This is a genomic window from Telluria sp. AZSoR62, from assembly GCF_058111565.1.
In genome coordinates this window covers 20,861-35,428 of sequence record NZ_JBYTST010000012.1, presented here as the reverse complement: position 1 = coordinate 35,428, position 14,568 = coordinate 20,861, and the positions used below count along the sequence as shown (strand labels likewise).

General features: G+C 65.6%; 12 protein-coding genes. 6 read left to right on the top strand and 6 right to left on the bottom strand.

Features of this window, described 5'->3' with window-relative positions; translation table 11 throughout:
* Positions 1–23: 23 nt before the first annotated feature.
* The 3 genes from mreD to AC3XQU_RS18055 form a co-directional block, all read right to left on the bottom strand.
* Positions 24–542: a rod shape-determining protein MreD gene (gene mreD, locus AC3XQU_RS18065; protein ID WP_489875541.1), complete on the bottom strand. Its 519-nt coding sequence runs from the start codon at positions 540–542 to the stop codon at positions 24–26.
* The gene (gene mreC / locus AC3XQU_RS18060; RefSeq protein ID WP_489875540.1) at positions 542–1,795 is read right to left on the bottom strand and encodes a rod shape-determining protein MreC; all 1,254 of its coding nucleotides are present in this window, start codon (positions 1,793–1,795) and stop codon (positions 542–544) included. Before mreC ends, mreD begins: the two co-directional genes overlap by 1 nt.
* Before the next feature lie 112 nt (positions 1,796–1,907).
* Entirely contained in the window at positions 1,908–2,951 is a 1,044-nt protein-coding gene (locus AC3XQU_RS18055) for a rod shape-determining protein (RefSeq protein WP_020656353.1), read from the bottom strand.
* Positions 2,952–3,318: 367 nt separating this feature from the next.
* Here AC3XQU_RS18055 and gatC point away from each other — a divergent pair, with 367 nt between their 5' ends.
* The 4 genes from gatC to AC3XQU_RS18035 all read left to right on the top strand — a co-directional run bounded on the left by gatC (position 3,319) and on the right by AC3XQU_RS18035 (position 7,299).
* A complete protein-coding gene (gatC, locus tag AC3XQU_RS18050; protein WP_489875539.1) occupies positions 3,319–3,618 on the top strand; it encodes an Asp-tRNA(Asn)/Glu-tRNA(Gln) amidotransferase subunit GatC in 300 nt (99 codons plus the stop codon).
* A 30-nt stretch (positions 3,619–3,648) separates the two neighbouring features.
* Positions 3,649–5,124, top strand: coding sequence for an Asp-tRNA(Asn)/Glu-tRNA(Gln) amidotransferase subunit GatA (gatA, locus tag AC3XQU_RS18045; protein ID WP_489875538.1), 1,476 nt, complete (start codon positions 3,649–3,651; stop codon positions 5,122–5,124).
* Positions 5,125–5,152: 28 nt separating this feature from the next.
* On the top strand, positions 5,153–6,613 hold the full coding sequence (gatB, locus tag AC3XQU_RS18040) for an Asp-tRNA(Asn)/Glu-tRNA(Gln) amidotransferase subunit GatB (RefSeq protein WP_489875537.1): 1,461 nt from the start codon (positions 5,153–5,155) through the stop codon (positions 6,611–6,613).
* Between the two features lie 230 nt (positions 6,614–6,843).
* A complete protein-coding gene (locus AC3XQU_RS18035) occupies positions 6,844–7,299 on the top strand; it encodes a DUF2846 domain-containing protein (protein WP_489875536.1) in 456 nt (151 codons plus the stop codon).
* Between the two features lie 243 nt (positions 7,300–7,542).
* On the opposite strand, the gene pyrE is transcribed toward AC3XQU_RS18035, so the two are convergent.
* Complete coding sequence (pyrE, locus tag AC3XQU_RS18030) at positions 7,543–8,205, bottom strand: orotate phosphoribosyltransferase (protein WP_489875535.1); 663 nt, start codon at positions 8,203–8,205, stop codon at positions 7,543–7,545.
* Positions 8,206–8,380: 175 nt separating this feature from the next.
* Here pyrE and AC3XQU_RS18025 point away from each other — a divergent pair, with 175 nt between their 5' ends.
* Both AC3XQU_RS18025 and AC3XQU_RS18020 read left to right on the top strand, forming a co-directional pair.
* Entirely contained in the window at positions 8,381–9,151 is a 771-nt protein-coding gene (locus AC3XQU_RS18025) for an exodeoxyribonuclease III (RefSeq protein ID WP_489875534.1), read from the top strand.
* A gap of 210 nt (positions 9,152–9,361) precedes the next feature.
* A complete protein-coding gene (locus AC3XQU_RS18020; protein ID WP_489875533.1) occupies positions 9,362–12,640 on the top strand; it encodes an Ig-like domain-containing protein in 3,279 nt (1,092 codons plus the stop codon).
* 9 nt (positions 12,641–12,649) lie between these two features.
* On the opposite strand, the gene AC3XQU_RS18015 is transcribed toward AC3XQU_RS18020, so the two are convergent.
* Together AC3XQU_RS18015 and AC3XQU_RS18010 are read right to left on the bottom strand one after the other, a co-directional pair.
* Positions 12,650–13,591, bottom strand: coding sequence for a pseudouridine synthase (locus tag AC3XQU_RS18015; RefSeq protein WP_489875658.1), 942 nt, complete (start codon positions 13,589–13,591; stop codon positions 12,650–12,652).
* A 13-nt stretch (positions 13,592–13,604) separates the two neighbouring features.
* Positions 13,605–14,492 (bottom strand): M48 family metallopeptidase, encoded by an 888-nt coding sequence (locus AC3XQU_RS18010; protein WP_489875532.1) that lies wholly within the window; start codon positions 14,490–14,492, stop codon positions 13,605–13,607.
* Between the last annotated feature and the right edge of the window lie 76 nt (positions 14,493–14,568).

The window sequence follows — 14,568 nt, the reverse complement described above, 5'->3', positions numbered from 1 at the left end:
CAAAAGACTCGTTTCGGGTGCGCTCAGATCGGGCGGGTGTGGTCGCGGTCGACGGCGCGGCGCTGGGGCGCGAGCAGCAGCCAGGTGAGCACGGGCCAGAGGGCGACCGCGACCACGCTTTCGGCGAAATGCAGCAGGCCCGGGAAGCGGCCGGAGGCGGTGAAGTGGACGAAGGCCTGCACCGCCTGCGCCAGCAGCAGCAGCGGGAACACGTGCATGGCCTGGGTCATCATGGGGAACCACAGCACGCGGCGGTGGATCATGATGGCAAGGTAGGACAGCAGCGTATAGGCCAGTGCATTCTCGCCCAGCAGGCTGGCGTCGTGCACGTCCATCAGCAGGCCCATCATGAAGGCCACGCCGATCCCGACCCGGCGCGGCTGGTGGATGCCCCAGAAGACCAGCACCATGGCCACAAAATCAGGCGCGCCGACCCAGCGGCCCAGCGGCAGCAGGTTGAGCATGAAGGCGCAGACCAGGCTGAAGGTGATGAACAGCGGGCTGACGGGCAGCAGGATGTAATGCGGGCGGTTACCGGGCATTATTGGCCCTCCGTGGTGGCGGGGCGCGCCGGCGTGGCGGCCGCGCCGTTAGAGGTGGCCGGCGCCGGACGCACCGTGGCTGGCGGCTGTGTGGTGGCCGGGGCGGTCCCGGGCGTGGCGCGCGGTTGCACGGCGCCGGTCGCCGGCGCGGCCAGCGGCCGGGCCGGCGGCAGGGTCGCCGTCGCGGCGGGCGCAACGATGGCTGGCGCCGCCTGGGGCGCGGCGCCTTGCGTGCCGACGCCGGCCACGGCATTGGCCGGGCCGCCCTGCCCTGCGGCGGCGCCCGGCACTTGCGGCACGCCCTGCGGCGGCAGCGGCATCGGCGCCAGCGGCGGCGGCGGCACCGGGGCCATGTCCGGCAGCTTGCGGCGCGCCGTGGTGGGGGCGGCTGGCGCCTGCGCCTGCGGGCGCGGCGGCAAATTCGATTGCGACATGATGATCAGGAGCTGGCGCTGGCGGTCGATGCCGGCCAGCGGTTGGCAGACCACGCGCCCGAAGGCGCCGGCCGCGACGTTCTCGACCTGCACCACCTTGGCCACGGCCAGGCCCGCCGGGTACATGCCGTCCAGGCCCGAGGTGACCAGCACGTCGCCGACCTGGATGTCGGCATTGGCCACCACGAAGCGCAAATCGAGCAGGCCGGAGTGGCCGCGGCCGTAGGCGATGCTGCGCAGGCCGCTGCGCAGCACCTGCACCGGAATGGCCTGGTCCTTGTCGGTCAGCAGGGTGACTTCGGAAGTGAACGGGAACACGCGCGTGACCTGGCCGACCACGCCGGCATGGTCGATCACCGGCAGTCCTGCGGCCACGCCGTTGCGCGAGCCGCGGTCGAGCACCACGCGGCGGGTCGACGGATCGCGCGCGTCGTACAGGATCTCGGCCATCTGCGCCTGCAGCGGCAGGTGGGCGCGCGCCTCCATCAGGCGCCGCAGGTGGGTATTCTCGGCCATCTGGTACTGGGCCTGCTGCAGCACGCGCGCCTGCGCCAGCTGCTGGGTTTTCAGCTCGCGCACTTCCTTCTGGAGCGTGGACAGCGACGAAAAATAGCCGCCCATGTTGCCGAGCGCTTCGCGCGGCATCAGGGCGGCCATCTGCAGGGGATACAGGACGGTGGCGGCCACCTGGCGCACGGCGCCCAGGGTGTGGTAGCGGGCGTCGACGACCAGCAGCACGACGGAAATGAGCGCGAAAACGATCGCCTTCACCCGCGCGGGGGCGCCCTGTTTGAAAAGCGGCGGAGGACTGTATTGCATGTCCGGCTTGGCGTCCTGTCTAGTCGGCGTATGGCGCGAATGTCACTGCGGGCAGACGCGCGCGGGTCGATCCGCACGCCCTGCCCGCAGTGTCATCGGCTGCGCCGCTGTTTTATTCGTAGGAGAAAATCGAACCCAGCTTGTCCATGCGCTCGAGCGCCATGCCCGAGCCACGCACCACGCAGGTCAGCGGATCTTCGGCGACCAGCACCGGCAGGCCGGTTTCTTCCATGAGCAGGCGGTCCAGGTCGCGCAGCAGTGCGCCGCCGCCGGTAAGCATCATGCCCTTTTCGGCGATGTCGGCGCCCAGTTCCGGCGGGGCCTGTTCCAGCGCGTTCTTCACGGCCGAGACGATGTTGTTGAGCGGGTCGGTCAGGGCTTCCAGGATCTCGTTGCTCGAGATGGTGAAGGAGCGCGGGATGCCTTCGGACAGGTTGCGGCCCTTGACTTCCATTTCCTTGACTTCCGAACCCGGGAAGGCCGAGCCGATCGCCTTCTTGATCGCTTCGGCGGTCTGTTCGCCGATCAGCATGCCGTAGTTGCGGCGGATGTAGTTGACGATGGCTTCGTCGAACTTGTCGCCGCCCACGCGCACCGAACCCTTGTAGACCATGCCGCCCAGCGAGATGATGCCCACTTCGGTGGTGCCGCCGCCGATGTCGACCACCATCGAGCCGGTCGCTTCGGATACCGGCAGGCCGGCGCCGATGGCCGCTGCCATCGGTTCTTCGATCAGGTAGACCTGCGAGGCGCCGGCGCCGAGCGCCGACTCACGGATCGCGCGGCGCTCGACCTGAGTCGAACCGCAAGGCACGCAAATGATGATGCGCGGCGACGGGCGGAAGAACTTCGAATCGTGGACCATGCGGATGAACTGCTTGAGCATCTGCTCGGTGACGGTGAAGTCGGCGATGACGCCGTCCTTCATCGGGCGGATGGCCTCTATATTGCCCGGCACCTTGCCCAGCATCTGCTTGGCTTCCTTGCCGACTGCCTGGATCGTCTTCTTGCCGTTCGGGCCGCCCTCCTGGCGGATCGCGACGACCGACGGCTCGTCCAGCACGATGCCCAGTCCGCGCACGTAGATCAGGGTGTTGGCGGTGCCGAGGTCGATCGCCAGGTCATTCGAGAAGTAGCTGCGTAAAAAACCAAACATGTGTGTCCTGATTGCGCTTTGCGGCGCGCCTGAAAATTGATCGGGATTGTCCTTGCCGTACCCGCCCCGATGAATGCCGAGGGCAGCGCGGTCTTTCCTGCGGTGGACCAGCTTTCGGCCCCATAGCGCATTAGCCCGCCATTCTACCTTATAATTTGGCGATTAAACGCTGAAAACGGGGGGTTTTCCACCCCAATTCCAGAGCGAGATCGACGGTGTTACCAAGGTTTTATCGTCCGTAGCCTGCCGTTCGCTGACGGCTTGCCAACATCCGCCGTTTATCGTTAGTCATTCGATATTCACTCGATTCCAGTTTGTTAACTGCTCAACCACATTTTGCGTGCGGCCCGCGCCGCGCCCCTTAGCCATGTCCCTGACACTTTCAGACGTAAAACGCATCGCCAACCTGGCCCAACTCGAAATGGATGAGGCCCACGCGGAGACCGCGCTGCAGGAGCTGAACGGCATCTTCGCCCTGGCCGAGCAGATGCAGGCGGTGGACACCACCGGTGTTGCGCCGCTGTCGCAGCCGCTGGCCGCCATCCTGGCGCTGCCGCTGCGCCTGCGCGACGACGTGGTAACCGAAGAGAACCGCCGCGAGGATTACCAGGCGCCGGCGCCGAAAGCCCAGGACGGCCTGTACCTGGTGCCGAAGGTCATCGAGTAACCGATTCACGCATCCCTCACCGACACGCACATGCATAACAAGACCATCAAAGAGCTGTCCGCGCTCCTGCATTCGAAGCAGGTCTCCGCGACCGAACTGGCGCGCCACTACCTGGGCCGCATCGACAGCAACCCCTACAACGCTTTCCTGCACGTGGACCACGAGCGCACGCTGGCGCAGGCCGCCGGCGCCGACGCGCGCCTGGCCGACGGCAGCGCCGGTCCGCTGACCGGCGTGCCGATCGCGCACAAGGACATCTTCGTTACCCGCGGCTGGCGCACGACTGCCGGCTCGAAGATGCTGGCCAATTACGAAAGCCCGTTCGACGCGACCGTGGTGGACCGCTTCGCGCAAGCCGGCATGGTCACGCTGGGCAAGGTCAACCTGGACGAATTCGCGATGGGCTCGGCCAACGAGAATTCGGCCTTCGGCGCCGTGAAGAATCCATGGGATACCCTGGCGGTGCCGGGCGGCTCCTCGGGCGGCTCGGCCGCGGCGATCGCCGCGCGCCTGGCGCCGGCGGCCACGGCCACCGACACCGGCGGCTCGATCCGCCAGCCGGCGGCATTCTGCGGCGTCACCGGCATCAAGCCGACCTACGGCCGCGTGTCGCGCTTCGGCATGATCGCGTTCGCTTCCTCGCTGGACCAGGGCGGCCCGATTGCCCAGACCGCGGAAGACTGCGCCCTGCTGCTCAACGAAATGATCGGCTTCGACGAGCGCGACTCGACCAGCCTGACGGTCGAGCAAGGCAACGTGGCCGAGGATTACACGCGCGACCTGAACAAGCCCCTGGACGGCCTGCGCATCGGCGTGCCGAAAGAATACTTTGGCGAAGGCCTGGCCAGCGACGTGGAAAGCGCCGTGCGCGCCGCGCTCGACGAATTCGTCAAGCTGGGCGCTTCGCTGGTCGAGATCTCGCTGCCCAAGACCGCGCTGTCGATCCCGACCTATTACATCATCGCCCCGGCCGAAGCCTCGAGCAACCTGTCGCGCTTCGACGGCGTGCGCTATGGCCACCGCGCTGCCGAGTACAAGGATCTGCAAGACATGTACCGCAAAACCCGCGCCGAAGGTTTCGGCCGCGAGGTGCAGCGCCGCATCATGGTCGGCACCTATGTGCTCTGCCACGGCTACTACGATGCCTACTACGTGCAGGCGCAGAAGATCCGCCGCCTGATCGCCGACGACTTCCAGGCCGCATTCCGCGACAAGTGCGACGTGATCATGGGACCGGTGGCCCCGACCGTGGCCTGGGACCTGGGCGACAAGGCGAACGACCCGGTGGCGAACTACCTGGCCGACATCTTCACGCTGTCGACCAGCCTGGCCGGCTTGCCGGGCATGTCGATTCCCGCCGGCTTCGGTGCAGGCGAGAAGAACGCCAAGCGCCCGGTCGGCCTGCAGATCATCGGTAACTATTTTGCCGAAGCCAAGCTGCTGAACATCGCCCACCAGTACCAGCAGGTGACGGACTGGCATACCCGCGCCCCGGACGGCGTGTAAGCCACGCGCACAGAAAAGAGAGAACACTATGCAATGGGAAGTCGTCATCGGTCTTGAGAACCACGTGCAGCTCACGACCAACTCGAAAATCTTCAGCGGCAGCTCGATCCGTTTCGGCGCCGAGCCGAACACGCAGGCCAGCCCGGTCGACCTGGCGCTGCCGGGCGTGCTGCCGGTCCTGAACCGCGGCGCGGTCGAGCGCGCGATCCGCTTCGGCCTGGCCGTGGGCGCAAAAATCGCGCCGCAGTCGGTCTTCGCGCGCAAGAACTACTTTTATCCCGACCTGCCGAAGGGCTACCAGATCAGCCAGTTCGAAGACCCGGTGGTCCAGGGCGGCACGGTCAGCTTCGCCTACGAAAAAGACGGCAAGCTGGAAACCAAGACCGTCAACCTGACCCGCGCCCACCTCGAAGAAGACGCCGGCAAGTCGCTGCACGAAGACTATGCCGGCATGAGCGGCATCGACCTGAACCGCGCCGGCACGCCGCTGCTCGAGATCGTGTCCGAGCCGGAGATGCGCAGCGCGAACGAAGCCGTGGCCTATGCCAAGGCCCTGCATTCGCTGGTGATGTGGCTGGGCGTCTGCGACGGCAACATGCAGGAAGGGTCCTTCCGCTGCGACGTCAACGTCTCGGTGCGCCCGGTCGGCCAGCAGGAATTCGGCACCCGCTGCGAGATCAAGAACCTGAACTCCTTCCGCTTCATGGAAGAAGCCATCCATTACGAAGTGCGGCGCCAGATCGAGCTGATCGAGGACGGCGGCAAGGTGGTCCAGGCCACGCGCCTGTGGGACCCGGACAAGAAGGAAACCCGCTCCATGCGCACCAAGGAAGACGCGCAGGACTACCGCTACTTCCCGGACCCGGACCTGCCTCCCCTGGTCATTGGCCAGGACTGGATCGACCGCATCCAGGCCGAGATGCCCGAGCTGCCGGGCGCCCTGCGCGCGCGCTTCACCGGGGAATACGGCCTGCCGGAATACGACAGCCTGGTGCTGACTTCGTCCAAGGCGATGGCGACCTATTACGAAGCGGTGGTGGCCAGGGCCGGCAAGGAAAACGCCAAGGCGGCGGCCAACTGGCTGATGGGCGACGTGTCGTCGACCCTGAACCGCGCGGGCGTGGAGATCGACGCCTCGCCTGTATCGGCAGCCCAGCTGGCGCTGCTGCTCAAGCGCATCCAGGACGGCACCATTTCGAACAAGGCCGGCAAGGAAGTGTTCGCGGCGATGTGGGAAGCCGGTTCGCATGACGAGAACCTGGCCGATACCGTGATCGACCAGAAGGGCCTGAAGCAGATTTCGGACACCGGCGCGCTGGAAGGCATCGTCGACGAAGTGCTGGCGGCGAACGCCAAGTCGGTCGAACAGTACCGCGCCGGCAAGGAAGCGGCCATCAATGCGCTGATCGGCCAGGCGATGAAGGCCTCGAAGGGCAAGGCCAATCCGGCCCAGGTCACCGAGTTGCTGAAGAAGAAGCTGGCAGCCTGAGCGCCTGTCGCTTGATCGAGAACCGGAGCCGAGGCTCCGGTTTTTTATTGGGCGGACGCTTTGTGATCACGCTGCAGGCAATCTATGCGAGTTGCATGACGTTTTAGCAATATATTCCTTGCGTCAATATTGAAGCGCTTAGATAATTCTCTCCGATCATTCTCCGCCTTGCCTGTAGCTCGCTTTAGGCTAAAAGAATTGACCTGATACTTATAACCTGAGAGAAATTTATGAAAATCGCTTCGTTGCTGGTCATTACCGGTTCCCTGCTCCTCACCGGTTGCGCTTCCGTCGGCATGGCGCCAAAAGAAGAGTCCGCCAAAGCAAAGCAATTCGCCGCGCCGACTGCCGATAACGCCGGCGTTTACATCTACCGCAACAGCTTTGTCGGCAAGGCGCTGAAGAAGGACATTTGGATCGACGGCAAATGCTTGGGCGAAAGCGCACCGGATGTCTTCTTCTACACCCAGGTCGCAGGCGGAAAGCACAAGTTCTCGACCGAATCCGAGTTTTCGCCAAACGACCTCGAGCTGACGCTGGAAGCCGGTAAAAACTATTTCCTCCGTCAGTACATCAAGATGGGCGCGTTTGTCGGCGGTGCCGGCATCGAACAGATCGCCGAAGAGCAAGGCAAACTCGACGTCGCCAAGCTCGACATGGCCCTGCCAGGCAGCTGCAGCAAATAAGGGGATCCTGCCCGCTCACCTGACCGCAGTTGGGTAAAGCGCGCGAGACCAATAGGGTCAGAGTTGAATTGTTGGGAAACTTCGAAAAGTTTCCTGCAATTCGACTCTGACCCTCATTTTTTGGGCAGGCAACTCGTTGCAAAATAATGAGGGTCAGAGTCGAATTAAAAGCAATTCTGGAAAATTGCTCAATAATTTGACTCTGACCCTAATTTATTCCTGGGGCTATTGCCCTCGGGGTTATTAGACGCCGTAGCGAGTGCGGTAGGCGGCGACCGCTTCCTTGTGCTGGGAAAGGCGCGGATCGGCGCCGGCGCCCGACAGGTAGCCGAACAGGTCGTCGAGGTTGGCGATCGAGATGACCGGGATGCTGAATTCCTGCGCGACCTGCTGCACCGCCGAATGCTCGGACAGTGCGCCGTCCTTGCCGGAGCGCTCCATGCGGTCCAGGGCGATCAGCACGGCGGCAGGTATAGCGCCGGCGGCGCGGATCATGTCGACCGATTCGCGCACCGAGGTGCCGGCCGAGATCACGTCGTCGACGATCACGACCTTGCCGGCGAGTTTCGCGCCGACGATGGTGCCGCCCTCGCCGTGGTCCTTGGCTTCCTTGCGGTTGTAGGCGAACGCCGTATTGCGGCCCTTGCCGGCCAGCGCCACGGCGGTGGCGGACGCCAGCGTGATGCCCTTGTAGGCGGGGCCGAACAGCATGTCGAACTGCACGCCGGAGTCGAGCAGGGTCTGGGCATAGAACTGCGCGAGCTGGCCCAGGGTGGCGCCGTCGTGGAACAGGCCGGCGTTGAAGAAGTACGGCGACAGGCGCCCGGCCTTGGTGGTGAACTCACCGAACCTCAATACTTCGGCCTCGACCGAAAATGCAATAAATTCCTGGCGCAGATCGCTCACGTGCTTCTCCTGAATGTCCGAAAGCGCGTATTGTAAACCGCGCTTCGGCTTGCCTGCAGGGAGTGGCCGCCGGCCATTCCTGGCGGCGGCAAAACGCGCTACACTGTCGCGCTCAGCAGCTTCCGAACCCACCGTGCGCGCCTCCCGGGCGGCCCTTCATTTTCATTCAAGATCCATGCCACGCATCATCTCCGCGAACCTGAACGGCATCCGTTCGGCGCACAAAAAAGGTTTCTTCAACTGGCTCGCCTCGCAGGACGCGGACTTCATCTGCGTCCAGGAACTGAAGGCGCAGGAAGCCGACATGACCGAGGACATGCTGTCCCCGCACGGCTACCACGGCCATTTCCACTATGCCGAGAAAAAGGGCTACTCGGGCACGGGCGTGTACAGCCGCACGGCGCCGGACAACAAGCGCATCGGGTTCGGCTGTACCGAATTCGACGCCGAAGGCCGCTACACGCGCTGCGATTTCGGCAACCTGACGGTGATCTCGGTCTATTGCCCATCGGGCTCGTCGTCGCCGGAGCGCCAGCTGGCCAAGTTCCGCTTCATGGAAGTGTTCCTGCCCCACCTGGAGCAGCTCAAGGCCGAAGGCCGCGAAGTGGTGATCTGTGGCGACTGGAACATCGCGCACAAGGAAATCGACCTGAAGAACTGGAAGAGCAACCAGAAGAATTCGGGCTTCCTGCCGGAAGAGCGCGCCTGGCTGAGCCGCATCTTCGACGAAGTCGGACTGGTCGACGTGCACCGCGTGGTCGCGCCCGACGCGCCCGACTATACCTGGTGGAGCAACCGCGGCCAGGCGTGGGCCAAGAATGTCGGCTGGCGCATCGACTACCATATCGCCACCCCGGGCATCGCCGCCAGCGCCAAGGCGGTATCGGTCTACAAGGACGAGCGCTTCAGCGACCACGCGCCCTTGATTATTGATTACCATCTCTAATAGAAGACCAGTGATATATCAGCTTGTCTTATGGATGAGCTGATCCCAGCCTCTCGATCAGGGAGAGGTTCCTCAATAAAACGATGCTAAAAGGCATTATTTTGCCGTCCAGGTAAAACGACTTGCCTTTTTATTGATACTATCCGTACGGTAACTTTTCCGAGCAGAATGTTCTGTTGTCGGAAAACCAACGAATAGATCGCATCGACCATGACCATCAACACGACCGCCGCCCCCACCCTGCTGAACAAGTCGTTCACGACGACTGCCGGGAACACCCATATCGACCTGACGTTTTCGACCGCCATGTCCAAGGGTGGCGGCTCGATCTTCGTCACCGACGGTGCGGTCCAGACGGTCATCAACCGCGTCACCGGCCAGCCCGAACTGCGCGTTGTCGGCGCCACGGTCACCCGCGAAATCCCGCTCAGCCGGGTAACGATCAACGGCGCCCACGTCGAGTTCGACGCCAGCGGATTGACGCCGGGCGGCGCCTACAACGTGTTCATGGGCGGCGCAGCGCTGCTGGGCGACGGCCGCGCCTTCGCCGGCATCTCGGCGCCGGGCCAGGCCGCCTTCACCACGCCGGCCGGGGCGCCCGCGCCGGCCCTGGGCGCGACCATCGCGATCGAAGACAAGACCCTCAAGGCCGGCGCCGACCTGAAGGTCACGGTCACCTTCACCGAGTCCGTGACGGCGCTCTCTGCCGGCGCCTTCAGCGCCGAACACGCCATCGTCAAGGACCTCAGCGCCAGCCCGGATGGCCGCACCTGGACCGTCATGCTGGGCGCCGCCGACAGCGTCGAGTCCGTGGCCAACCTGCTGCGCCTGGACATGAGCCAGGTGAGCAGCGCCGGCGGCCTGCGCGGCAGCGGCATGCTCGCCTCCAGCCCCTACGCGGTCGACACCATCGTCGATGCCTGGCTCCATCCGCACATCGACGTCAGCGACACCGGCCCGTTCGAGCACGACGGCATCACCGCCGACCGCAACCAATACGCCTCGGGCGTCCTGGCCGGCAGCCTGGCCGCCGACGAGCACATCGAACTGACCATCAACGGCCGCGCCGTCGACCGGGCGCTGGTGCGCCTCGAAAACACGGGCGAGGCCTGGAGCTGGACCTACGACGCCAACGACGAAGCCGGCGAGCCGCCGGTCTTCAAGGAAGGCGCCAACACGATCGTGGCGCGCGTCGTCAAGGCCGATGGCCACAGCAGCGCCACCGTGGTGCAGCAGGTCGTGCTCGACACCGCCGCCCCGGCTGTCACCGCTTCGCCGCACGGCCAGACCGACCTGGCGGTCGGCGCCGACATCGTCGTCACCTTCGACGAGGCGGTGTACTGGCAGGAGCAGGAAGGCGAAGCCGATGTGCTCTACCTGTACGGCGAGAACGAGGCCGTGACCCGGGTCTACCTCAGCGCCGCCAGCTTCTCGAACGACGGCCGCACGCTGACCATCAAGGCGGCCGAGCACAAGCTGCAGGCCGATTCCGCCTACAGCCTGCGCCTGCCGCAGAACCTGACCGACATCGCCGGCAATGCGCTGCAGGCCTACGAGATGGCCTTCCACACGGTCGGGGGACCGAGCGCGGTGCGCGTGTTCGTCGACGGCGACGGCAGCTACCGCGCCGGCGAAACCCTGACCTTCCGCATCCGCTTCGACGAAGCGGTGCGCACGGTCGGCAACGCGGTCCCGACCCTTGGCCTGAGCAACGGCGCGCAGGCGCAGTTCGCCGGCGTGAACGGCAACGAGATGAGCTTCCGCTACACCGTCGCCGCCGGCGACGACAAGAGCGCGCTAGCCATCAACGACACCACCGGCCTGGCCGGCAAGGTCCAGGACCTGGCCGGCAACGTGCTGGACGCGGCCCACATCGTCTTCAGCGGCATCTACGACAACCTCGGCCACGGCCTGATCGGCGTCGACATCGACACCGCGGCCGCCGCCCCTGCCGCACCGCTGCTGGCCAGCGCCAGCAATTCGGGCAGCCTGCTCGACCAGCTCACGTCGGACCGTACCCCGACCCTGTCGGGCAGCGCGGAAGCCTTCGCCCTGGTCGAGGTCTACAAGGGCGCGGCCCTGGTCGCGTCCAGCCAGGCCGATGCCGCCGGCAACTGGGAAGCCACGCTCGCCCTGGAAAATGCGCTGGCCGATGGCCTGCACACGCTGACGGTGCGCCAGGTCGACCGCGCCGGCAACACCAGCGCCGCTTCCAGCCCGCTGGCGCTGACCATCGACGCCACCGGTCCGGCTGCGCTGACCGGCGTCTTCCTGGCCAGCGACACCGGCGTGTCGGACTCGGACCGCATCACGCGCGAAAACTACGCCGTGATCTCCGGCACCGGCGCGGAGGCCGATGCCGTCATCAAGATCATGAACGGCGCGTCGCTCCTCGGCACCGGCGCCAGCGACGCCAACGGCAACTGGACCGCCTATGTCGATGCGCCGCTGGCCGAAGGCGTGCACACCGTCACCGTGCTTCAGCAGGACAAGGCCGGCAACGCCAGCGCCGCCTCGGGCCCGCTGAGCTTCACCATCGACCGCACCGGCCCCGCCAGCGCGCCGCCGGCGCCGCTGCTGGCAGCGGCCAGCGACACCGGCATCCTGGACAACGACGGCATCACCGGCGACGCCACGCCCACCTTCATCGGCAGCGGCGCCATGGCCAATACCGTCGTCGGCCTGTACATCAACGAGCGCGAAGCCGGGACCGCGATGACCGATGCGCTGGGCAACTGGACCATCGACGCCGTGGGCGACGGCGAACAGGGGCTGGCCGACGGCAGCTACAGCGTCAGCCTGAGGCAGTTCGACGTGGCGGGCAACGCCAGCCCGTATTCGAGCGCGTTCAACCTGGTCGTCGACACCATCGCGCTGGCGGCGGCCCCCACGCTGGACCTGGCTGCAAGCAGCGACAGCGGCGTCTCGAGCAGCGACAACCTCACCAGGATCAAGGCGCCGACCTTCACGGGCAGCGGCGCCGCGGCCAACGGCCAGGTCGCCCTCGTCGTGGGCGGCATCGAGGTGGGCCGCGTCAACGCCGATGCGTCCGGCAACTGGAGCTACACGGTCGAAGCCGGCAAGGAGCTGGCCGACGGCCTGCACCAGGTCCGCGTGCGCCAGTACGACGCCGCCGGCAATGCCAGCGTGGACTCGAATGCACTGGCGGTCACGATCGATACCGCCGCCCCGACCCTGGTCAACGCCGCCGGCAGCCTGCTCGGCAACCAGTTCGCCCTGAGCTTTACCGAAGCGATCCGCTTCAGCCCGAGCGGACGCTTCGAGCTGCACGGCCTGATCCTCAACCGGGACTACGACAGCAACCATAACGGCAACGGCTGGCATCTCACGGATGCGGATACGGTCCTGAACTTCAATATTGGGCTCACCGGTTTTCTGCGTCTGCAGGCGAACAACAGCGCGGTGGAAGACCTGGCCGGCAATGCCGCCGTGATCGGCGTGCCGGAGTGGCAGTTCACGATCCTGTAAGGAGCGAGCCTAGCGGTCGGGCCAGTCGAGCCGGAAGGCGCTGTCGAAGCGGCGCGGCTGGCCGCTCAGGGGATCGACGAAGCTGACGCTGCGCGCCAGCAGCTGCAGCGGGGCGCTGAAATCGTCGCCCTTGCAGGGCAGCGCCACCGGATAAAAGGCATCGTTCAGGATCGGCGCGCCCAGCGCCGCCAGGTGCAGGCGCAGCTGGTGCTTGCGGCCGGTATGCGGGTGCAGCCGGTAATGCGCCAAGTCTCCGCGCCGCTCGATCAGCTCCACCAGCGTCTCGGAATTGGGCTCGCCCGGCACCTCGGTGCTGACAAAGAACTGCTCCGCATCCTGCATGCGGCTGCGATAGGTAAACGGAAACTCCCTGCCCTCGATCGGGCCCGCCAGGGCCTCGTACACCTTGTTCACCACCCGCTTCTGGAACATCGACTGGTAGGCGCCGCGCGTGTCCGGATTGTGGGAAAAAATCAGCACGCCCGCGGTCTCGCGGTCCAGGCGGTGGATCGGCGTCAGGTGCGGCAAATCGAACTGCTTCTTCAGGCGCACCAGCAGCGTCTCGTGCAGGAAGCGCCCGGTCGGGATGGTCGGCAGGAAGTGCGGCTTGTCGGCCACCAGGAGATGCTCGTCATGGAACAGCACCGCTTCCCTGAACGGGATCGGCGTTTCCGGGTGTTCGAGCTCGCGGTAATACCAGATGCGCATGCCCTGCCGCACCGGGCTGGCGGCCTCCAGCCGCGCGCCGGCCGCATCGACGATCTCGCCGCGCGCCAGGCGCCGGGCCCAGGCGGCTTCGGGTACGTCGGGAAAGCGCGTGGCCAGGAAGCGCAGCATGCCGCCGGGGAGCGACTCGGTCAGCCAAAGGTAGCTGGGCGAGACCCCGTCGCGGACCGGCAGCGGCACGTAGGCATTGGCCTGCGCTTGCAGCCCTTTCCTGGCACTGCCCATCAACACCGTCTCATCAACGCAGGGCCACGTTGGTCCGGTACGGCGGCAGCTTGGCGGCAGTGGTGCCCTTGGCGCGCGCGTACAGCGGCAGCAGCACGTCCATGTGCTCTTCCATGTCCTTGATGCGGGTCTCGCCGCCCGGGTGGGTCGAGAGCAGCTCGATCGGCGCGCGCTTGCTCAGGGCCGCCATCTTGCGCCACAGGGCGATGCCGGCACGCGGGTCGTAGCCGGCGCGCGAGGAGATGTCCAGGCCCACCAGGTCGGCCTCGCGCTCCTCGTTGCGCGAGAACTTCAGCACCAGCATCTGGCCGGCCGTGTTGGCGACCGTGCCGGTAATGCCCGGATCGATGCCGAAGATGCCGGAGATGAGGGCGCCGCCCACGCGCGCGCCCATCGAGGTCATGCCCTGCTTGGCCATTTTTTCGCGGCTGTGTTCGCGCAGGGCGTGGGCGATTTCGTGGCCCATAACGGCCGCCACTTCGTCATCGGTCAGTTTCAGCTGGGTCAGGATGCCCGAGAAGAAGCCGATGCGCCCGCCCGGCATGCAGAAGGCGTTCACGTCCTTCGAGTCGATCAGGTTGACCTGCCACTGCCATTGGCTTGCGTTCTGGTTCCAGCGCGGCGCATGCGGGATGATGCGCTGGGCAATGCCGCGCAGGCGCCGCACTTCCGGGTGCGAGGCCGGCAGCAGTACGCCTTTTTGCTGGGCCTGGCCCATCATCTGGGTGTATTGCTGGGCCGCGGCTTCGTTGAGCTGGGCTTCCGGGATCAGGACGCGGCTGCGCGAGAGCGGGGTGACGCGGATACCGTCCTGCACCACGGTCTTGCCATCCTGGGCAAAGGCGCCGCCGACGGCGGCAAACAGGGACAGGCACACGGCCAATTGCTTGAATTTTTTCATTTCGTTTACCGATAGGCTGTTCTTAGCAGTCTATCCTCGCAGAAAGACACCGTGAAGGACACACAATAGCGCCGAT